The organism is Amycolatopsis sp. lyj-109, assembly GCF_046548995.1.
In the GTDB taxonomy this organism is placed as follows: Bacteria; Actinomycetota; Actinomycetes; order Mycobacteriales; family Pseudonocardiaceae; genus Amycolatopsis.
In genome coordinates this window covers 1-20,858 of the sequence record NZ_JAJPWR010000005.1, presented here as the reverse complement: position 1 = coordinate 20,858, position 20,858 = coordinate 1, and the positions used below count along the sequence as shown (strand labels likewise).

The 20,858-nt window shown below is 68.4% G+C and carries 16 protein-coding genes, 2 tRNA genes and 1 pseudogene; 5 read left to right on the top strand and 14 right to left on the bottom strand.

Going from position 1 to position 20,858, the window contains the following annotated elements; all coding sequences use genetic code 11:
• Positions 1-1,113 precede the first annotated feature (1,113 nt).
• Positions 1,114-2,694: a hypothetical protein gene (locus tag ACLJQF_RS12260; RefSeq protein ID WP_410608400.1), complete on the top strand. Its 1,581-nt coding sequence runs from the start codon at positions 1,114-1,116 to the stop codon at positions 2,692-2,694.
• Here the strand turns inward: ACLJQF_RS12260 and ACLJQF_RS12255 are convergent.
• The 6 genes from ACLJQF_RS12255 to ACLJQF_RS12230 form a co-directional block, all read right to left on the bottom strand.
• Positions 2,660-4,672 carry a tetratricopeptide repeat protein gene (locus ACLJQF_RS12255; RefSeq protein WP_410608399.1) on the bottom strand — a complete coding sequence of 671 codons (2,013 nt, stop codon included), beginning with the start codon at positions 4,670-4,672 and terminating at the stop codon, positions 2,660-2,662. The genes ACLJQF_RS12260 and ACLJQF_RS12255 overlap by 35 nt on opposite strands.
• Before the next feature lie 78 nt (positions 4,673-4,750).
• Positions 4,751-5,212: a hypothetical protein gene (locus ACLJQF_RS12250; RefSeq protein WP_410608398.1), complete on the bottom strand. Its 462-nt coding sequence runs from the start codon at positions 5,210-5,212 to the stop codon at positions 4,751-4,753.
• Positions 5,213-5,382: 170 nt separating this feature from the next.
• Positions 5,383-6,078 (bottom strand): HU family DNA-binding protein, encoded by a 696-nt coding sequence (locus tag ACLJQF_RS12245; RefSeq protein WP_410608397.1) that lies wholly within the window; start codon positions 6,076-6,078, stop codon positions 5,383-5,385.
• A gap of 292 nt (positions 6,079-6,370) precedes the next feature.
• Entirely contained in the window at positions 6,371-6,799 is a 429-nt protein-coding gene (locus ACLJQF_RS12240) for a bacterial transcriptional activator domain-containing protein (RefSeq protein ID WP_410608396.1), read from the bottom strand.
• Between the two features lie 726 nt (positions 6,800-7,525).
• Entirely contained in the window at positions 7,526-8,863 is a 1,338-nt protein-coding gene (locus ACLJQF_RS12235; protein WP_410608395.1) for a helix-turn-helix domain-containing protein, read from the bottom strand.
• 226 nt (positions 8,864-9,089) lie between these two features.
• On the bottom strand, positions 9,090-9,554 hold the full coding sequence (locus tag ACLJQF_RS12230) for a hypothetical protein (protein ID WP_410608394.1): 465 nt from the start codon (positions 9,552-9,554) through the stop codon (positions 9,090-9,092).
• 157 nt (positions 9,555-9,711) lie between these two features.
• Here ACLJQF_RS12230 and ACLJQF_RS12225 point away from each other — a divergent pair, with 157 nt between their 5' ends.
• A complete protein-coding gene (locus ACLJQF_RS12225; protein ID WP_410608393.1) occupies positions 9,712-10,125 on the top strand; it encodes a histone-like nucleoid-structuring protein Lsr2 in 414 nt (137 codons plus the stop codon).
• Between the two features lie 39 nt (positions 10,126-10,164).
• On the opposite strand, the gene ACLJQF_RS12220 is transcribed toward ACLJQF_RS12225, so the two are convergent.
• The gene (locus tag ACLJQF_RS12220) at positions 10,165-10,305 is read right to left on the bottom strand and encodes a hypothetical protein (protein ID WP_410608392.1); all 141 of its coding nucleotides are present in this window, start codon (positions 10,303-10,305) and stop codon (positions 10,165-10,167) included.
• Positions 10,299-10,700, bottom strand: coding sequence for a hypothetical protein (locus ACLJQF_RS12215; RefSeq protein WP_410608391.1), 402 nt, complete (start codon positions 10,698-10,700; stop codon positions 10,299-10,301). The genes ACLJQF_RS12220 and ACLJQF_RS12215 overlap by 7 nt, the downstream gene beginning before the upstream one ends.
• A 200-nt stretch (positions 10,701-10,900) precedes the next feature.
• Here ACLJQF_RS12215 and ACLJQF_RS12210 point away from each other — a divergent pair, with 200 nt between their 5' ends.
• Positions 10,901-13,015 carry a phospholipase effector Tle1 domain-containing protein gene (locus ACLJQF_RS12210; RefSeq protein WP_410608390.1) on the top strand — a complete coding sequence of 705 codons (2,115 nt, stop codon included), beginning with the start codon at positions 10,901-10,903 and terminating at the stop codon, positions 13,013-13,015.
• A 120-nt stretch (positions 13,016-13,135) separates the two neighbouring features.
• Here the strand turns inward: ACLJQF_RS12210 and ACLJQF_RS12205 are convergent, their stop codons facing one another.
• Positions 13,136-13,276: a hypothetical protein gene (locus tag ACLJQF_RS12205; RefSeq protein WP_410608389.1), complete on the bottom strand. Its 141-nt coding sequence runs from the start codon at positions 13,274-13,276 to the stop codon at positions 13,136-13,138.
• A gap of 397 nt (positions 13,277-13,673) precedes the next feature.
• On the opposite strand from ACLJQF_RS12205, the pseudogene ACLJQF_RS12200 reads away from it, so the two are divergent.
• A pseudogene (locus tag ACLJQF_RS12200) lies at positions 13,674-13,979 on the top strand (recombinase family protein); the annotation flags it as partial.
• Between the two features lie 821 nt (positions 13,980-14,800).
• Here the strand turns inward: ACLJQF_RS12200 and ACLJQF_RS12195 are convergent.
• From ACLJQF_RS12195 to ACLJQF_RS12185, 3 genes are all read right to left on the bottom strand, one after another.
• Positions 14,801-14,873 (bottom strand) — tRNA-Glu (locus ACLJQF_RS12195).
• A 102-nt stretch (positions 14,874-14,975) separates the two neighbouring features.
• A tRNA-Gln gene (locus ACLJQF_RS12190) sits at positions 14,976-15,047 on the bottom strand.
• A 49-nt stretch (positions 15,048-15,096) separates the two neighbouring features.
• Positions 15,097-15,936 (bottom strand): HAD family hydrolase, encoded by an 840-nt coding sequence (locus ACLJQF_RS12185; protein ID WP_410608388.1) that lies wholly within the window; start codon positions 15,934-15,936, stop codon positions 15,097-15,099.
• A gap of 410 nt (positions 15,937-16,346) precedes the next feature.
• On the opposite strand from ACLJQF_RS12185, the gene ACLJQF_RS12180 reads away from it, so the two are divergent.
• On the top strand, positions 16,347-17,594 hold the full coding sequence (locus ACLJQF_RS12180; RefSeq protein WP_410608387.1) for an FAD-dependent oxidoreductase: 1,248 nt from the start codon (positions 16,347-16,349) through the stop codon (positions 17,592-17,594).
• A 10-nt stretch (positions 17,595-17,604) separates the two neighbouring features.
• On the opposite strand, the gene ACLJQF_RS12175 is transcribed toward ACLJQF_RS12180, so the two are convergent.
• Together ACLJQF_RS12175 and cimA are read right to left on the bottom strand one after the other, a co-directional pair.
• The gene (locus ACLJQF_RS12175) at positions 17,605-18,372 is read right to left on the bottom strand and encodes a fumarylacetoacetate hydrolase family protein (protein ID WP_410608386.1); all 768 of its coding nucleotides are present in this window, start codon (positions 18,370-18,372) and stop codon (positions 17,605-17,607) included.
• A 92-nt stretch (positions 18,373-18,464) separates the two neighbouring features.
• Complete coding sequence (gene cimA, locus ACLJQF_RS12170; RefSeq protein ID WP_410608385.1) at positions 18,465-20,069, bottom strand: citramalate synthase; 1,605 nt, start codon at positions 20,067-20,069, stop codon at positions 18,465-18,467.
• Positions 20,070-20,858 lie beyond the last annotated feature (789 nt).

Genomic DNA, 20,858 nt, shown 5'->3' with positions numbered 1-20,858 from the left:
ACGGAAGTCCTTCGAGCGCATGATAAGAGAGGTAACCACCGAGGGAATGAGCGATCACCACGACCCGGGACGAACGCTTTCGAACGAGCTGCAGGTCCCGCCGGACAGCAGCCACCATCGCCTCTCGTTCCGGCCCACCTCGTGCCGCGACAACCACCTGGTAGAGCATTCCACCGCCCGACGACTGCGGTTTCGATCGACCCCGAAAGGACAAGTCCCGCGAGAGCGCCGATGACCGTCGTCAGCAATACGAACCGGACAAGAGAGCCGTACGGAAAGGACCGCACCGTCTCGTGAAGGCCCCGGCGGACCTGCCACCAGCGCCACGACCTGGAGGCCCCCCACCTGCGCGACTCCGGCAGATCCCGCAGATCGGGTCCGATGACCAGTGCCAACACGATCGGAAACCGGACCAGGATCCAGGCCCAGGCACGCAACCAATGCCCGAGCTTGTTTCCGACGCACACCCGATGCAAGGCCGAACGCCAGCAGGCGACCGAAAACTCATACTCCACTGACGTCCCGCCGCAATTCACCGAGACGATCCGGACCGGACGCCCTTCCACTTCGACATATCGGTCTGCCACCGCGGCCTTTCCCAGCTGCCGCCGCCATGCGATCAGGACGGGGTCCGTCTTGGACGGCAGCTCGTCCCTCTCTTCACCTCGCTTTCCCGGCCGGAACGAGCCGATGCCCGGGACGAGAAGTACCCCTACCGCTTTCGCCATCGACCGTGCCTCCCCAGCACCAGAGCGATTCCGCCGCCGATTGCGCCTGTGGATCTCGAAGAGAGCAATGGCCGGGTCGAACGGCGGCCACGAAACGATGACCGACCAACGACGACGCTTCCCGAGCCCGGCATCACGAGCGGAATGCAACGGAGATCACTCCCACGGCGACCGGTCACGACCTCCCGGCTGGTTAGGCTCCGACTGACCACCGAAGCCAGGCAGAACAGCCCGAATTCACTCTGAGCGATGGCATTGATACAATGAGTAGAGGAGCCGGGAGCCGGGAGCCGGGAGCCGGGAGCCGGGAGCCGGGAGCCGGGAGCCGGGAGCCGTTTGGGACACCTTCGGCTACGAGCGGACCGTTCTCGTCGTCGCCCGGACGTTGACCTCGACCTACCGCCTGCTCGACGCCCTGGACCTCTTCGGTGACGACTTCCGGGTCCGGTTCGTCTTCACCGTCAACGCCACCTCCGCCTTCAGCGACGGCGTACCCGACTTCCTGCGCGACGCCGGCATCACCCCGATCCCCTGGACCAGGGTCGCAGCCGGGGACGTCCACTACGACCTCGCCCTCTCGGCGAGCGAGAACATCGACTTCGAGCACATCCGGGCCCACACAATCGTTCTCCCGCACGGCCTCGGCTTCAACAAGTACGTTCCCGACCGCACCGGCACCGGGCAGCGAATCGCCGGTCTCCCCCCGGAATGGGTGCTCCGCGACGGCAAGGCCACCGTCACCCTCCAGCACCCCGAGCAGATCACCCAGCTCCTCGCCGCCTGCCCCGCGACCGCCGGCCAGACCGCCGTCGTGGGCGACGCCGCCTTCGACCGGGTGGAAGCCAGCCGCGGCCTGCGCGCCCACTACCGCGCCGAGCTCGGCACCGGGGACCGCATCCTGATCACCCTCGCGTCCACCTGGCGCACGGACTCGCTGCTCGGCCGGCAGCACTCCCTCCCCCTGCACTTGCTCGGCGAACTCCCCGCGGACTCCTACCAGGTCTGCGCCGTCCTCCACCCGAACATCTGGGCACGCTACGGACGTCACCAAATCCACCTGTGGCTTTCCTCGGCGCTCGACGCCGGGCTCGTCCTGATGCCGCCGCACGCCGGTTGGCAGGCCGCCCTCATCGCCGCCGACCAGGTGCTGACCGACCACGGCTCGCTCGGCCTTGTCGCCGCCGCCCTGGACAAGCCGCTGTTGCTGAGCACGCCCACCGAGGAGACGGTCGTGGGTTCGCCCCCGCACCTGCTCGCCCGCAGCGCACCCGCCTTGGTGCCGGACGCACCGCTGCTCAGCCAGGTCGAGGAAGCGCGCGCGTCACACCAGCCAGGGCAGTACGCCGCCGTGACCTCGAGAGTCTTCGCGCACACCGGCGAGGCCGCCACCAACCTGCGGAATCTGATTTACGACAAGCTCGCGCTGGCTCCGCTCGGACCGGACGCGCCGGTGCGCCGGATCCCGCTCCCCGTACCGCTGCACCGTCGAGTCCGGTCCCATGTGGTGCAGGCAGCCATACCGGCCGACGGGGCGCTCGATCTCACCCGGATCCCGGCGGCCGCGATGCGAGCCGAGTATCCGGTGGACGCCCACGTCGTGGCCGACGAAACCGAGCTGGAGCTGAAGATCGTCGAGCGCGCGGCCGCGATCGTGCGATGCCAGGTCCTCGACGCGGCCGAGGCGCGAACCTGGGCCAGGGCGACCCTCGACGCGAATCCCGGTGCCCGGCTGGCCGTCACCGCGACACCCGACGGATGCTCGGCCATGGTCCGTGGTGCCGGACAAGCCTGGGTCGGTTCCCCCGGCTGGCAGCCTGAAGACGTTGCGCCGGCCGCTTCCGCCGTCTACTGCTGCTGGCTGTCCCGCACCCTCGGAGACCGGACGTTGACCGTCCGGACCGGCGCGCGGGTCCACGAGTTTTCGCTCCGGTTCACACCTTCGGGAACCGCGCCAGCCGCTCCATGAGCTCCTCGGCGCGCGGGCTCTTGAGGCGGACGTGGATCTCGGCCATCCGCGCCAGCGCGGCGCGCCCGGCGCTTTCGTCGCCTGCGGCCTCCGCGATCACCAGCAGCGCCTCGTGAGCCTGGGCCTCGTAGTACTGGTCTCCGCTTTGCCGCAGCACCTCGGCCGACTGGGCGAACTCCTGGCGTGCTTCTCCCGGCCGCCCGGCCGCCCGCAGGGTCTTGCCCAGTTCGACCAGGCACCGGCCTTCCATCCGGGTGTCCGGCACGGCACGGATCAACGGCAGGGCGGCGCGCAACGTCTCCTCCGCACGCGCCCAGTCACCGTTCCGGCGCTGCGAGCCGCCGAGGAAGAAGGTCACGAACGCGACTCCCCGCTCGTCCTCCTGGGACGTGAACAGCGCGATGGCGCGCTGATAGGCCTCCGCGGCCTCGCCAGGTGCGGTCGCGTCTCTGAGCCGGCCGACCATCTCCCACACGGATCCCCGGAGCCGGACGTCGGACGACTGCTCGGCGATGGGCAGGGCCTTGGTGATCAGCTCTTCCTCGGCACGATCGAGCCTGCCGAGGTCGCTCCAGGCTCGCGACACGAAGCTGCGGAGCCGTGCCTCCGCGACGGCATTCCCGGCCTGACGTGCCGAAGCCGCGCCCAACTCGCTGGAAACCGTCCAATCCACCAGGTATCGCCGGGTCACGTACAACGCGGTCAGCGCCTCGGCGAGCTGCCACGACTCGTCATGCCAGCCCTCGTCGGCCGCGATGCGCTGCGCGGCGAGGAGGTTCGCGCGTTCGGCATCGAGCCAATCCAGCGCGGTGCGCCGGGCATCGGCACCGGTGAACGGGGATCGGCGTGCTCGTGTCAGCTCGCCGGGCGTGCACCGGTAGCGTCCCGGTCCCAGCGCTGCCAGGTCGGCGAAAGCTGCCTTGACCAGCAGGTGCTCGACCAACCGCCGCTTGGCCGCTTCGTGGGTCTCGGGTGAGTCGGTGAGCCGGGCGAGGTGCGCCGCGTGGCGGCGGACCATCTTGTGCAGCGACAGCCGCCCCGTCGAGCCGATGTTGAGGAGGCCGGCGTCGTCGAGGGAGTCGACCAGGTCGGCGACAGCAGCGGCGGGCCGGTCGAGCACCGCAGCCGCGGTGTCCGGCGCCAGGTCGGCGCCAGGCAGAAGGCCCAGGAGCCGATACAGCTTCGCCGCGTCGGCGTCGAGAGCGTCATAGGCCGTGGAGAACACCGCCGCGAGCTTCTCCTGCCCTCGGGTGGAGAACGCGCTGAATCCCCGGTCGTCTTCCGCGATCCGCTGGGCGAGCGCGGCGACGGACAATCCGGGGCGCGCGACGAGCCGGGCCGCGACCACCTTCAACGCGACCGGCAGGCCCGCACACTGCCGGACGAGCTCGGCCACGGCGTCCGGTTCGGCGTCAACCCGCGCTCCGGCGAGTTCGCGGAGCAAGTGCGCACCGTCGGCCCCGTCGAGCGGCTGGAGCGGAATGGGCTCGGCGCCGTCCATGATCAGCTCCCCGAGCCGGCCACTGCTGGTAACCAAGACGGCACTGGCCTGGCTGTTCGGCAGGAAAGGTACAACCTGCGCCGGGTCGGTGACGTCTTCCAGAACGAGCAGGACCGGCAGATCCGCGGTCATCGAACGCAGCTGGTTGGCTCGGCCGGCCAATGAGGCGGGCAGCACCTCCTTCGCCACGCCCAGCGAGGTCAGGCAGGAGGCCAGCGCATCGGACACCGAAAGCCGCTCGCCGTCGACCGGACCGAAGTCCACGTGCAGATCCCCACCGGGGAAAGCGCCCTCGTCCCTGGCCTGCTGGACACACCGGCGGACGAACGCCGTCTTGCCCACGCCCGGCAGACCGGAACACACCCCGACCCGGGCAACGCCGGAGCGGCGACGCCAGAACTCGGTCATCCGCTCGAAATCCGGTATCCGGTTGACGAACACCCGCGGCCCCAGCGGGACCTCGTGCGGAACGACCATGCGACCCCCAGCGCAGCCCGCGACTCACAGAACGTGGACCGACCTTACCGCGCACGAGCGTCCGCGCACGGTAAGGCGTCAGCCACCGAGTGCGGTCCGCATGCGTGCCCGCGTTTCGAGCAGGGCCGCCTCGTATCCGTCATGCGCGGACTGGGTGCCCGCGGAGGTCGGGCCTTCACGGCGGGCCATGCTCACCCACCGCTCGGCAGTGTCGGTGACACGGGTAACCAAGCCCTCGATCCCCTCGGGGCCGGCCAGCTCCACGTAGGCCGCAGCTTCGCGAAGTGCTGACAGAGCGGGTTCGCGGGCCGCGGGGTCGACCGTCTGGACGGCTTGGCCCACCAGCCGGGTAGCGACCAGGAATCGAGCGTAGGCGGTACGCCGCTCCTCACGGTCGTGGTCCTCGATCCGCGCCTGACGTTCGAGCGTCGACAGCTTGACCGCCCGGCGCGCACTGACGAGTTGCCCACCGATGGCACCCGCCAGCCCGGTGACTGCCGTCAGAAGCGCGACCAGGAACGTCACCCAGTTCTGCGTCATGCGGAAACCATTCCAGATTCGCCTGTGCCGGAGGCTCGCACACGCCGTCCCGGCCGATGTCAGACCACCCGAGAATCGTTGCGTCGCACGTCGGCAGCTTGTTTCGCTGAACGGGAAGGGCCCCGCACCAGGCAGGTGCAGGGCCCTTCCGATCGTCGCCGGGGGTGTTACTACTTCTTGGCCGCGGAGGTGCGCTTGGCCGGGGCCTTGGCAGCGGCCGGCTTCTTCGCCGCGGCGGTCTTGGCCGCAGGCGGCTTGGCGGCGGCGGTCTTCGCCCGCGTGGTGGTCGCCTTCGCCGTGGTCGCAGCGGCCTTGGCGGCCGGCTTCGCCGCCGCGGCCTTCGGGGCCACCTTGGCAGCAGGCGCCTTGGTGGCCGTCGCGGTGGCCTTGGCAACCGGCTTCGCCGCGGTGGCGCGGGTCCGCGTGGTCGCCGGACGCGTCGCGGCCGGCTTGGCCGCCGCCGCCCGGGTCGTGCGGGTCGTCGTCGCCTTGACCGGCGCGGCAGCCGCAGCGGCCTTCGTGGCCGTCGCCCGCGTGCCGGTAGCGGCAGTCGCACGCTTGACCGGAGTCGCCTTCGGCAGCTTCTTCGAACCGGAGATGACATCCTTGAACGTCGTACCGGCACGGAACGCGGGCACGTTGGTCTTCTTCACCTTCACGGCCTCACCAGTACGCGGATTGCGCGCCGTACGAGCCGCGCGAGCGCGCTTCTCGAACACACCGAAACCGGTGATGTTGACCTTCTCGCCCTTGTTGACCGTCCGGATGATGATGTCCACCAGACCGTCAACGGCCTGCGCAGCCACCTTCTTGTCATCGCCCAGACGCTCCGACAGCGCCTCGATCAGCTGGGCCTTGTTCGTCATTCCAGTCCTCCGTAGCGGAACTCCAGTCAGGCCCATCACGGCCGACAGCGCACAGAGTATTACCAAAGCCGCACAAATCCAAACAGCGGACACAGCTTAACTCTCTTGTGTCGTGCGGAATTCCGGCCCGCGCCGCGAGGCGTGCTCACAACCCGAACCCCTGAACTGCGAGTTCATCCTCCAAGCTAGCTGAGCAGAGGATGCAACGTCCTCATAGGACATGTGCTCGATACCAGGACCGTCCCGACAGGACGATCGCAAAATCGAACAATTGATCGACAGTGCAACCGTTTTACGGTCGGCGAGCAAGCAATGCGCTCACCAGGACACTGGTCTCGTCGTCCAGCTCCACGTCGAGAGAGGCCACGAGCGCGGTGAGCTTGTCCGCTGTCTCTCGCACCCCAGTATGGTTTCCAGCGCGGTACTCGATACGGAGCAAGTCCCGGTAGAGGATCTCGCTCACCGGCTCGGCCAGCAGTCCTCGCATCGCTGCCCGGCGCGCAGCCGCGAAGTCGCCCGACTTCTGATAGGCGTCGGCCAGGGTGTGGGCCACGTCGACGATCGCGTCGAGCATCTCCCGCTGAAGCCAGAAACTCCACGCGTACCTGCCTGGCGGGACGTTGCCGAACGGCTTTCCCCGGACCAAATCCAGTGCCTGCTGCAGGTCCGCGACGACGCACTCCCTTTCGGCGAGACCGCGACGCGCGAAGTCCCGGAACACCTCCGAGTCGGTACGTACAGCTCGTCGTTCTCGGCCCGGCCGAGCCAGGTCCGCAGGCGGGAGATGTAACCCTGCCGGGTCGCCGCCGACCAGGGGTGCGCATCCGTGCCGAGCTGGCGGGAGATCTCGTCGGCTGTCACCCCGGGGTGCAGCGCAAGGAACGCAGCCAGCTCCGTGAGGCGGTTGAGCTCTTCGGGCGGCAACCAACCTTCCCGGCCTGGTAGTCAAGATCGTTCCTCCGAGCGTCGCGAAGGCGATCGATCCCTTCACGATCTACGAAAGCCAGAGCAAAGTCTTCACCGTCGCTGCGACACCAGGACAACATCATCTTTGTCAACGAACCCGACGCAGTCCATGGCTACCGGTCGACATTCAGCGAGCTCGAACGCGGAGCGGTCACGTGCGCCGACTTCCAGTCTCCCTGATCCAGACGTCGCGACGGCCGCACTGATCTACCTCGACGCGCAGACCGTTCACCCGGTCATCAACGGAGAGTGGCACCGCCTCGCGGGAGCACTCGAAGCAGCAGAAGTGATCACTATGCTGTGCGGTATCACCGACACTCCGGTGTTCATGCCGTTGCTCGAACGACGAAACCACGGCATTCCCCGGCAGTGCGACGCATGCGACACGATTTACCGGCGGCGCCAAGGCATCCCGTCACGACGAGACCGCCTCAGCAGCCGTCGGCCAGCTCAGGAGTAACCCGAAGCTTCGAGCCGGGCTTCAGTTGGCGACGTGGACGCGGGCGGCGAGATCGCGGATACCCGGGACGGGAACGCGGGCCTGGGTGAGCAGCACTCCGACGATGTCCCGGACGGCGGATCGGGTGTAGACCTCCCCGGGCGCGCGACGTTCGGCGGCCAGCAAAGTGTTGTACGCCGAACCAGGATTACCGAGGTCCAGGTGTACGGCGGCGAGGTCGACCAGGAACCGTCCTTCGCGTTCGGCGTCGGGGAACCTCACCGGGCCGGCGGTGCGGGCGTGCTGGATGGCGGCGGCCGGGTCGCCCAGCAGGTGCTCGACGGAGACACGATGGCTGAGCAGGTTCGCTCCCGCCCGGGCGCCGGCATCGCCGGAGAGACGCGCGGCCGTCGTGGCGGCCGCGTCGAGCAGGTCCCGGGCGCGGATGCCGTCGCCTGCGCGGGCTGCGGCGTAGCCGCCGGTGCACAGCAGGCTGGAATGCAGCACCAGATGCCGCGGGTCCCGCCCGTCGAGCGTGAGCCGGTCCGCGGCGCCGAGAACGAGAGCCTGCGCCTGCGCGTGATGGCCTGCGCGGCGGCACACACCCGAGAGCATCCGTTCCGCCTCGGCGAGCACCAAAGGCTCTCCCGAGGCGCCGGCGGCACGTACGGCCCGGTCGGCGCTGATCCACTCCAGCCCGTTGGGCGCCAGTTTCGCGAGGGCACGGGTGATCAACGTGTACGCCTGGGCCAGCGCCCCGGGATCCTGGATGGCCTCAGCTGCCCGCACAACCGGCGGCAGCACGTCGGCTAAGGCGAGGAAGTCGGATTTGCCGAACGCGGTGCGCGCGGCTGCGAGACCGCGGGTCAGCTGTTCGGCGGGGAGCGTCGCCCCATGAGCGGTCGGGGTGCCGACGAGGACGTCGGAGAGGCGCGCGGTGAGCACGGTGGCCGGGTCCGGTGCCAGGGCGGCCGGGTTGGCTGCCGCGGGTGGCGCGGCGCCGGCGACGGTGGCACCGACAGCCAGGCTGCCGACCTTCAGGAAGCTGCGCCGACGCACGTCGTCCTCCTCCCGGTCGGGACTGCCGATCACCCTAGAAGCACCGGGCGTGCCGCGCCGGGTTGCCACGCCTTCGTGGTCGTGAAGTCCGAAGGCTTCCAGGGGCACCGGGAGGACCTCGGCCAGCCGCTGCAGTGTCTTGACATCGCGCAGCGGCCGCCGCCGGGACTCGAACCGCGAGATCACGCTCGGGTGAAAACCCAGCCGGTGCGCCAGCTCGGTCTGGGTCCATCCGGCCAGCTCCCGGGCGAGCCGCAGCACCGCCGGGTAGTCCTGGCGCGCGATCGCTTCCCGCAGCGGCGGCGGCACGATCGGGGACATCGGCGTGTCCTCCACCTTCACGAGGCAACGCCGCGATCTCACTCGCGGTCACCAGCGACCGCGGCGCCGGCTTGGCCAGCCCGGTGCGGAACCTGCGGTCGAACAACCGCCGGACGACGACGGTGTCCGCGCCGAAGTGCCGGCCGAAGATCCGCGGTCCGCGGACGCGCCAGTAGTTCTCGCCGCGGTAGACGTCGAACGCACCTATCACGCTCCGCAAGTGCGCCTACGCCCGACCGGGAATTTCCGACGCACAGTGGATCAGCACCTGAACAGCGAAAAGCGGCTCATTCGTCGCGAACTTGTTCGTCACCCGCTGCGTCGATTTCATCGCCGTCCGACGTGCGCCGGCGGCCCGCGCGATCGGCAGGAATTCTCCGATCAAATCGGTCACGAACCCGGCCACTGCTCCGAACAGAGCAGCACCGTAACCGGTACCGGATTCTCCAGCGACCTGTCGGGCGTGATGGCGGATCCGCGCCGGCGTGAGGGGAATCAGATCAAGACAGACGACGACCGATTCCCCCAGATCAGGGCGTACGTCGCCGAGAGCATTGGCCAGCGACTGGAGCGGATCGTCCGGCCGGACAGGCAAAGCCTCCAGCGGCAGGTGTGCCGGACGGGCCAGCACAAGCTCCGCACGTGCAACTTGCAGATTCGCGTTGCTCCCTGTCGCCGTTTCTGGCTTCACGGTGGCTTCTCCTCCCACAGATCGGCGATTCATCCGAGTCACGGCACGAGTGCTTCCATTTGATGCAGGCGGACAGGAAGGGGGACAAATTTCCCTGACGCGGCCGGCCCGTATACACTCCACAGTGGAGCACCACATTCATCTTCAAGGAGTGAGAATGGCCCAGAAGGTCCTCGTCGAGATGCTCGACGACATCGACGGCACGCCCGCCGCCCACACCATCCCGTTCGCCCTCGACGGCGTCAGCTACGAGATCGACCTGTCCGAGGACAACGCCGCTGCCCTGCGCGACGAACTCGCCCGCTTCATCGGCGCCGGTCGCCGTATCGGCGGTCGGAAGATCCGCGTCGCGACCGGCCAATCAACCGCGACCAGCACGACCGACCGCGAGCGCAACCAGCAGATCCGGGCCTGGGCCAACGCCAATGGCTACGAAGTCTCCGAACGAGGACGTCTGTCCTCCGAGGTGATCGCCGCGTTCGAGCAGGCCCAGATCACCGAGGCGGAAGAGCCCGTGAAGGCTCCGCGCAAGCGAGCCCCGCGGAAGCAGGTCGCCGCCGCCAAGAAGTAACCACTATGACGGCCGATCACTGGGGAGAGAACATCGCAGTCATTCCGTCGGCGACGAGGACACCTCACCCTCGTCGCCGACGGCCGCTTCTCCCTGCACGCGCCGAATCTCGACGTCCGGGTACACCAGCTTGTTCAACACACCGGTGACCGACTCGCGACCTTCGACGCTCATCACCATCTTCCCGAACTCCGCGTCCGTGCTGAACCGGATCCGCACCCCGACCGCTCCCTTCGGCACCCACCCGTGCACCGGCCGCACCCGCCCAGCTGATGCGCGAACGCCAGCACCGCCCGCGGCGACGGATCGAAGGTCGCCGTCGGCAGCAGCTCGAACCGGACACGGGAGCGGAGGTGGTGGGAACGGAAGTGTCGGTGGAGGACGAACACCGCGATCAGGATCGCGGCCGCGGCGGTGGTCACCCTCCAGAACGCGCCGCTCGCGAGCACGTCGGCGTTCGGAGCAAGACTCCGAAATGAACCTGGACCTGCGACGATACGGTGACGTTCGAGGTAGGCGAACACGCCGCCAATGTCGATGCCATCGCTCGTCTCAATGAACTCGCTCAGTTCCATCAGGTGTCCCTTCGCAAGCTTGCTCCACCGGGAACCAAGACACGGCTGGCGCCAAGGTGGATCATGCACGCCGCATCTTCTTCCGAGCAGCCGGTAACAAGCCGATTACGTGCCAGCTGGCTGATTCATGGGCGCACCAGGCATCATGACCACCGAATGCAGGTGCCGGTCGTCATCACGACGTCATGCGAAGAGGGGCCGTGCGAGGCAATCGAGACCAGGTACGAATTGTCCGCCGTTCGCCAAACGCCCGGCGTGCGCTGATCGGGACGCTGTTCGCGGCCGGTGCCGTCACCTACCTGCTGGCGATCCGCTTCGCCCCGGCGCTCCTCGCCGGCACGCAACCCACCCCCGATGCACAACTCACGGCAGAACAGAACGCGCGAGTCACGGTCACGTCGGCCGGCGCCGCCCTCGCCGTCGCCGCTGGTCTGCTCTTCACCGCGTTCAACTACCGGCTGGCGCGCCGCGGCCATACCGCGGGCCAGGTGACCACCGCGCTCACGCAACTCGGTGGCACCGAGCTCTACGTGCGAGTCGGCGCGATCCGCGCACTCGAAGCCCTGGTCCGCGAGTCCCGCGACGATCGCGTGGCCATTCTCGAAGTCCTGGCCTCCTTCGTCCGCCACCGCGCGCCGCGCAAGCCCGAACCCGGCCCTCCGGCCGCGTACCAGCCCGATCTCCCCGGCCGGCCCGCCCCCGACATCCAGGCCGCGCTGACCGTCCTGTGCCAGCACGGCGCCCGGAACGGACACGTGCCCGATCTGCGCGACCTGTACCTCGTCCATGCCGACCTCAGCGGCGCGCAACTGACGGGCGCAGACCTGCGCGGGGCCTGCCTCGACCACGCCGATTTCCGGGGAGCGAACCTCACCGCAGCGGACCTCAGAGACACCAGCCTCAGGTTCGCCGACCTCGGCGGCGCCCGGCTCGACCAGGCACGCCTCGACCGCAGCGATCTCACCGACGCCACTCTGCGGCGCGCAGAACTGAACAGCGCACGCCTGCCCGACGCCGTCCTGGAGCGCGCCGACCTCGAGCACGCCCAAGCCCGCTCGGCGAACCTGCAGGCAGCCACCCTCACCGGCGCCAAGCTCTGGGCGGCTGCCCTGCCGGGGGCCAATCTGGTCGGCGCCGATCTCGACCGCGCCGACCTGCGCCACGCCAACCTCGAAGGTGCCAACCTCTACCAAGCGACCCTGTCCCGGGCCGACGTCAATCCGGCGAATCTGCTGGACGCGAACCTGGAGTCCGCGACCGTGTGGCGAGCGAAACTGCCGGACGGTTTCGACGCCGATCAGGCCGCGGTGGTTTCCAAACAGCCCCTTAAACGTTCGAAGTTCACCACCTGGCGAACCGGACCCCGAAACCTGGTCATTTGCTGCGACGGCTCCTGGGGAGGTCAGGGGCAGACCAATGTGACCAGGATCGCCCGAGCGGTCGCGGGAACCTCCTCGGATGGCGCTATGCAACTCACCTTCCACCAACGTTGCCGAACGTCCGGCAGCCGGGCCGCCGTGGAACTCGACGTACTCGACACCTACCGACTGCTGGTGCAGAACTTCCGGCCAGGCGATCGGCTGTACTTCTTCGGGTTCAGCCGCGGCGCCTACGTCACCAGAACCGTCGTGGGCATGATTTCGGCGGTCGGGATCCTCCGCCGAGAGCACGCCGATCGTGTCGACGAGGCCTACGCGCTCTACCGAACCCGGTCACGCCACACTCCGCGGAGCTTCACCGCCATCGACTTCCGGCACTCCTACGCATTCGAGACCGAGGTGAAGTTCGTGGGCGTATGGGAGACCGTCGGCCCGCTGGGCATTCCGGCCGGTCGGCTGCGCCTGGCTGACCCGCGCTGGCGTCGGCTGATGTTCCACGACACCGCGATGAGCCAGATCGTGGATGCCGCCTGTCAAGCGCTCGCGATCGACGAGCACCGGAGGAACCTCCCGCCCGCGCTGTGGCGGCGGAGTCCGGGCGTGGAACAGGTCTGGTTCCCCGGCTCACACGCTGATGTCGGCGGCGGCTTCGCCGACAACCGCTTGGCCGGTCTCAGCCTGCGCTGGATGATGAAAAAGGCAACCGAACAAGGGCTGGCATTCCGGGACGCTCCCATCGAGGCCGACCCGCTCGGCACATTGCACGCCTCGCTCAGTGCAACACGCCGATTCCGGGGAGTGTCGATTCGCCCGATCGGTGAGTTCGAGCCGCCCACCGAACAAGTCTCAGACGCCGCTCGAGTACGCATGGCTGCCATGGCCGACTACCAGCCAGTGAACCTGGTCAGATATCGCGCTACCCACGCTGAGCCTTGACTCAAGCCGCAGGCCGTGCGGCCCCGACAATTCTCGTACCGATCGGGTCGACGCGAACGGGCTTACCGAAGTCCGGCGCATTGATCATCGTGCGGCGCGAAATGACCAGACCGACGTGCGTCACGTGGGAGGGACTGGTTCCGAAGAAACCAGGTCGCCAGGCTTGAGGTCGGTGGCCGGCATTCGCAGGGCGGCGCCGTCTTGCGTCTGTGCCGTGCGAGGTAAGTCGACTCCGGCCGCGGCATAGGCGGCCTTGGTCAAGCCCGAACAATCGAAGCCGACGTCACCCGCCGCGGGTCTCTGAACCTCGCGCGTCGCCCGGCGCGCGTTCGAAGGCCTCTCGGTCGAGCGAGAGCTCGAACGAGCCGACGTCCCGCTGTTTGCGTCCAACGAGCCGCTGACGCTCTCCGGCAGCCGGGCCCAACGAGTCCTTCAACGACGGATCAACCAGTCCATCGCCGAGTACGAAGTCCTCAACACCCTCGAACAGTCATGGGGCGGCCTCTGCACCCACATCCGCGACGGCTGGAACATCGGCCAGCCGCCCTACGGGTACAAAGCGAAGATCGTTCCACACCCGAGCCCCGTCAAGGCCGAGAAAGGCAAGACCAAGTCTCGGCTGGAACCAGACGGTCTCCGCGGCCAAGCCGTCACCCAGATGGCCAACTGGCGCTACTACGAAGGCCTCGGCTGCACCGCGATCGCTCACCGGCTGAACGCCGACCTCGAGAGGTACCCACCACCCGAAGCGCCCTGCAAGGCACGCACACGGGGCGCGTGGACCAGAAGCGCCGTGTACAACATCCTCGGCAACCCCAAGTACACCGGCTACCAGGTCTTCAACCGGCGCGCGACCACGTCGAAGCGTGGTCGGGTCAATGAGCAGTACAAGTGGGTCTGGTCGCCGAACCCCGCGCACGAACCGCTGATCCCCAAGTGGTTGTTCGACGGAATCAATAGCGACCGCACCAAGAACCGCGGCTCCCGCAACAACGACACGCTCAACAATCATCCGCTCACCAAGCGCAAGTACCTCCTTCGTGGCCGAGTCCACCACAGCTGCGGCCGGCGTATGACCGGCGACATGAAGCCGAAGAAGCCGGTCTATTACCTGTGCTGGCCTCGTAAGAACAACCAAGCCACGCCCGACCTCCACCCCGGCCTGCCCACGTCGATCCGCGTGCGCGAGGACGAACTCCTCGAGGCGATCTGCCGGTTCTACGCCGACAGGCTCTTCGGCACCCGACGACGAGCGATCCTCGAAGCAGAGCTGGGCGGTGTCGAAGATGCCGCCGACCGAGGCAGGGAGGCCGAACGGGCCCGCCGGCAGAAGCTCCTGGCCACCATCGCACGTCAGCAGCACTCGATCATGAGGCAGGCCCGCGAAGGAGACCCCGACGACCCCTTCACCCGGGGACTCCGCGAGAGCTACAACGACCTCGAGAGCCAGAAGAACGCGTCACTCGCTGCCATCGCGGAGCTTGACACAGCCGACCAATCGGCGGGATCGAAGGAGGCCGACCTCAGCCTGCTGGAAGCACTCCCCTTCCTCGCCATCAACCTGGCGAAGGCGCCACGGGAGCTGCTGTACGAGTTGTTCGAAATCACTCAGCTCAGCGTTCACGTCGATGGACTCGGTGAAGAGGTGACGATCACAGTTAAACTACCCGTTGATCGCTTACCCAAGACGGCACAAGCCGCGGAAAGGATCTCCGACGCCATGGCATCCACACAGCAAAAAGCGGTGTTGACCTCGGTCAACACCGCTTGCGTGGATGCTGTTTGTACCCCCGATGGGATTCGAACCCACGCTACCGGCGTGAGAGGCCGGCGTCCTAGGCCGCTAGACGACGGGGGCTTAGGATCTTTCCCTGGTTTCCCAGGGGCTTTTCTGTTTTCTTGCTGGAGAGAACCTACCAGAAGCGATTTTCCCGCTTCGCAGGGGGGTCACTCTCCGCAGCTGGGGTACCAGGACTCGAACCTAGACTAACTGGACCAGAACCAGTCGTGCTGCCAATTACACCATACCCCAGTGAGGTACTGCTCCGGCTGGCCGGTTCAGCACCGCACGAGGAGAAATACTAGAGCACGGCGCTCCGGACCGTGAACGCGGGGGTGCCAGCGGGAGTGACGCTGCCGCGCTGGGCCGGGACGCCGATCGTCGCGTATTCCGAAACCAGCAGCTCAGGCAGCTCCGCGAGGCCGGCCACCGTGTGGACGCCGTCGGGGGCGCGCTCGCCGATGCGGTCGCGGTCGAGCCAGACCGCACCCAGACCCGCGCCGCGGGCGCCGATCGCGTCGGTGTCCAGCTTGTCGCCCACGTGGACCGCCTGGGCCGGCGCGCAGCCGAGACCGAGGCACACCGTGTGGAACATCACCGGGTCCGGCTTGGCCACCCCGAGCTCGCCGGCGATGGCGACGTGGTCGAAGAACGGCGCCAGGCCCAGGTCCGCGATCTTCTTCCGCTGGTGGCCACCCGAGGCGTTCGTCACCGCGGCCAGCATCAGGCCGGCGGCGCGCAGCCACTCCAGGCAGTCGAGGACGTCGTCGAACAGTTGCCAGGAGTGGTCCAGCAATTCGCGACGGCGGCGCTCGAAGGAGCTCACCTGCTCGGCGTCCGCGCAGATGCCGATTTCGGCGAGGAAGCAGTCGGTGCGGCGCTGGTGCATCGTCGCGTAGTCGAGTTCGCCCGCGACAACGAGGGCGACGTGCTCTTCGGTGATGAGGTCCCACAACGGCCACAGGTCGCCCCGGCCGGTGAGGATGTGGAGGCTGCGGCGGATCGCGGCGGTGCAGTCGATGAGCGTGTCGTCGATGTCCAGGCACACCAACCGCAGCTCGGGCGGCGCCCAGGGCTCGGACGCCACCGCGGCGGGCGGGGCGGTTCGCGAAGGGGTCCGGGGTGCCAGGGCGAAATCCACCCAGTGAGGCTAGGGCAACCGCCGCGTTCGCGACGCTGCCAAAGAGGTGATTGCCGCTCGCCTGTTCCGGCGCATCAGCTCTACTCCCAGTCGGTGCGCCGTCCCCATTCGGTTATCCGGCGGAACGCACCACCGGCGCGGGCTCTCGCGGGGCAGCAATCGATTCCTCGGCGAAAACCCTTGTCCCCACTGCGAATCCGCTCCGTCCACAAGGGCACATCCGCATACCGTCGCCGAAGCCGCGCGATACCGGAACACGCTCGACCAACTGTCGCGTTTGGACGGTTTCCGGCAACCGGGCCGCGGACGCACCGGCCGTCGCCCGATCAGCGTATCTCCGGTCACACCCCTTGACGCCGGTGCCGGACCGGTGCATCCTCAGGTTATTCAACAAGCGATGAATAAGGGAGATGGTCGAGATGACCGAGCGCACGAGCTGCGTCGTCATCGGTGGCGGGCCGGCCGGGATGGTCACGGGGCTGCTGCTGGCCCGGGCGGGCGTCGAGGTGACGGTGCTGGAGAAGCACGCCGATTTCCTGCGCGACTTCCGCGGGGACACGGTCCACCCGTCGACGCTGACGCTGCTCGACGAACTGGGCCTCGGCGAGAAGTTCCACGCGCTGCCGCACAGCGAACTGACCGCGGCGGGGTTCCCCCAGGAGAACGGCGAGCTGATGAAGCTGGCCGACTTCACCCGGCTGAAGGTGGCGCACCCGTACATCGCGATGGTGCCGCAGTGGGACTTCCTCGACCTGCTCGCCGAAAGCGCGCGCAAGGAGCCGACGTTCGTCCAGCGGATGGAGACCGAATGCACCGGCCTGGTGCGCGATGGCGGCCGGGTCGCCGGCATCACCTACCGCACGAGCGCCGGTGAGACCGGCGAAATCCGCGCCGACCTGGTGATCGCCGCCGACGGCCGCTGGTCGCTGGCCCGCCGCGAGGCCGGCCTGGTGCCGCGGGAGTACGACTGCCCGTTCGACGTCTGGTGGTTCCGGCTCTCACGCGGCGACGGCGAGGCAGGCAACATGCTGCTGCCGAAGATGCGGGACCGCCGCTTCGCGGTGCCGCTCCCCCGGCCGGACTTCTACCAGGTCGCCTACCTCGCGCCGAAGGGCGACGACCTGCGCGCCCACGGCATCGAGGCGTTCCGGGAAAACGTCTCGCAGATCTGCCCCGAGTTCTCCGACCGGGTGGGCGAGCTGGCGACGATGGACGACGTCAAGTTCCTCGACGTGCGGCTCAACCTGCTGCGCAAGTGGCACGTCGACGGGCTGCTGTGCATCGGCGACGCGGCGCACGCGATGTCGCCGATCGGCGGCGTGGGCATCAACCTGGCGGTGCAGGACGCGGTCGCGGCGGCGACGCTGCTGGCCGAGCCGCTGCGCCGGGGGCGTCCGACGGAGGCCGAGCTGGCGAAGGTGCGCTCGCGGCGCCTCGCGCCGACGCTGATGGTGCAGGGGCTGCAGCGCCTGATGCACCGGACCGTGGTGCGCGGCGTGATGAACGGCAAGCGCAACGGCCCGCCGGAGCCGATGATCAAGCTGTTCGCCCGGTTCCCGCGGCTGTCGTACTTCCCGGCCCGCCTCCTCGGCCTGGGGCTGCGGCCGGAGCACGCTCCGGCGTTCGCCCGGCGGCCGATGGAGCCGGTGCAGCGCTGAGCCGGACGCGCTAGACGTTCTCGACCGGGTTGGTCAGGGTGCCGATGCCTTCGATGGTGATCGAGACGCTCTGGCCGCCCTCGATCGGGCCGACGCCCTCGGGGGTGCCGGTCAGGATGACGTCGCCGGGCAGCAGCGTCATCACGCCGGACACGAACTCCACCAGCTCGGGGATCTTGTGGACGAGGTCCGAAGTACGGCCGTCCTGCTTGAGCTCGCCGTCGACCTCGGCCGTGAGCGAGAGGTCGGACGCGTCGAGCGACGTCTCGATCCACGGCCCCAGCGGGCAGAACGTGTCGAAGCCCTTGGCACGGCCCCACTGGCCGTCGGACTTCTGCAGGTCGCGGGCGCTGACGTCGTTGGCGACGGTGTAGCCGAGGATCGCACTCGCCGCGCGCGCGGCGGGCACGTTCTTCACCGGCTGCCCGATGACGATGGCCAGCTCGCCCTCGAAGTCGACGCGGCCGACGTCCGGGCGGCGGATGGCCGCGTTGGGGCCGATGACCGTCGTCGACGGCTTGAGGAACAGCATCGGGGCGCTGGGCACCTCGTTGCCGAACTCGGCCGCGTGCTTGGCGTAGTTGCGGCCGACGGCGATCACCTTGGACGGCAGGATCGGCGCGAGCAGCCGGACGTCGGCCAGCGGCCACCGCTTGCCGGTGAAGTTGGGCTGGCCGAACGGGTGCTCGGCGATCTCCAGGACCTGGGCGTCGTCACCGTCCCCTTCGACCGAAGCGAACGCGACACCACCGGGATGAGCAATACGGGCTAGGCGCACGTCGCTCAGTCTACGTGCGCCCATCCCACGGCCTTCGGGGGTTCCGGGTGGCGGAGCCCCCGGCCCGGGCCGAAGGCCCGGATGTCACAGCTTCAGGCCACGGTGGTGCTCTTGTGCACCAGCGCGTCACACAGGGCCAGCCAGCTGGCCTCGACGATGTTGCCGTGCACGCCGACTGTGGTCCACTCGCGCTCGCCGTCGGTGCTTTCGACCAGCACGCGCGTCACCGCGTCGGTGCCGGGGTGGCCCTGGAGGATGCGCACCTTGTAGTCGGCGAGCTCCACGGTGTCCAACCAGGACAGGTGCGGCGAGAGCGCCTTCCGCAGGGCGGCGTCGAGGGCGTGCACCGGCCCGATGCCTTCGGCGGTGGCGATGACGCGCTGCCCGCCGACGTGCACCTTGACCGTCGCCTCGGCCATCACCTCGCCGTCCGGACGGTGGTCGAGGACCACGCGGTAGGACTCGAGCTCGAACGGCGCCTCCACCGGGAGGTCGGCCTCCTGGCGCAGCAGGAGACCCAGGGAGGCGTCGGCGGCCTCGAAGGACCAGCCTTCCGCTTCGAGCCGCTTGACCTTCGTGATGGCGCTCGTCAGCGCTTCGGGCCGGCCGGCAAGGTCGACCCCGAGCTCACGTCCCTTGAGCTCGAGGCTGGCCCTGCCGGCCATCTCGGTGACCAGTACCCGCATGTCGTTGCCGACGGAAGATGGATCGATGTGGTTGTACAGCAACGGATCCACCTTGATCGCGCTCGCGTGCAGTCCTGCCTTGTGGGCAAAAGCCGACGCCCCTACGTAGGCCTGGTGGGTGTAGGGGGCGATGTTCGCGATTTCGGCAAGGGCATGGGAGACCCGGGTGAGTTCGGCGGCGCCTCCGGTCGGGAGGACGTCGAGGCCGAGCTTGGTCACCAGGTTTCCCGTCACGGCGAAGAGGTCGGCGTTGCCGGCCCGCTCCCCGTAACCGTTAGCGGTGCACTGGACGTGCGTCACGCCGGCCTGCACCGCGGCGACGGAGTTCGCCACGGCGCAGGAAGTGTCGTCCTGACAGTGGATCCCGAGCCGGAATCCGGTCTTTTCCTTGATGGTCCGGACGGTTCCGGCCAGGTCGAGCGGCAGCTGGCCGCCGTTGGTGTCGCAGAGCACGAGGACGTCGGCACCCGCGTGGGCGGCCGCGTCCAGGACCCTGAGCGACGTCTCGGGGGAATGCACGTAGCCGTCGAAGAAGTGCTCGGCGTCGAGGAAGACCCTGCGGCCTTCCTTGGTGAGGAAGGCGACGGTGTCCCGGACCATGGCGCAGGCTTCGTCGACGTCGACGCGGAGAGCGCGTTCGATGTGCCTCAGGTCGGACTTGGCGACAAGGGTGACAACCGGTGCTTCGCTGTCGAGGAGGGCCCGGACCTGCGGATCGACGTCGGCGGTGGTGCCGGCCTTGCGGGTGGCGCCGAAGGCGACGAGCGCGGCGTGCCTCAGCTTCAGCTCGCCCTTCGCGGCCCGGGCGAAGAATTCCGTGTCCTTGGGGAGCGCACCCGGCCAGCCGCCTTCGATGAACCCGACGCCGAGCTCGTCCAGCAGCCGCGCGACGGCGAGCTTGTCCTGGACGGAGTAGGAGATGCCCTCCCGCTGCGCACCGTCGCGAAGGGTGGTGTCGTAGAGGTGGAAGGCGTCGCCGAGCGGGGTATCGGCGGGCTCCTTGCGGGTCACGGTCTTCTCCTAGCGTTCCTGGCGTTTCAAGGCAACAAAAAAACCTCCCGCATGGGTGCGAGAGGTTGCGCGCCGGGGGCTCTTGTGGAGCTATCGTCCGGCGCGCTCGTCGATAATGATCGCGAAGCTGGTCATGTTCGCATCATGCCACAGCGCTTCGACGGAAGTCCAGAAGCTGGGCGAAGCTCCCACCATCCGGGACGTCCGCCCACGCATGCCCACCCGTCCCCCGGCAGAGTCGATCGCTCGAGCCCTTTGTGAGTGGCCAAGGGGCGTTGGGGGCTCTCGCCGGGTGTCTTGAATGACTCATTCCTGGCGTCGGAGGTCCTGAATGAGTCATTCAAGACGCTGCAGCACGGCGCGCCCCGACTTCCGTGACCCCGGCCGGACTGCCCAACCCCGGCCTTGCCGCCGCCTCCCCCTCCTCGGGCGGGGTCCCGGCAACGCCGGCCGCCAGGGGACCCTTCGCCGGTGGCCGAGCGCATGGGGACCTGCCGCCGGGGCAGCCACAGCCTCGCCGACCTCGGCCCGGCCCACGAGAAGCGACCTCGCCGAAACCCCGCCACCCCGCGCAGAGCCCCGGCAAAGCCGCGGTGACTCGCTCACCCGGCAGCGCAGCTCAGCTCAGCCAACGTCTTGAATGACTCATTCAGGACCTCCGACCCGGATCCACCGATTTGATTTTTGGTGATCTTGAGGCTGGGTTGTTGATCTTGTTGTGGGTGGTGGGCGTGCTGGGTCGTGCTGGCTGGTCCAGCACGTCCACGGTGAGGTCTCCGGTCGTCGGGG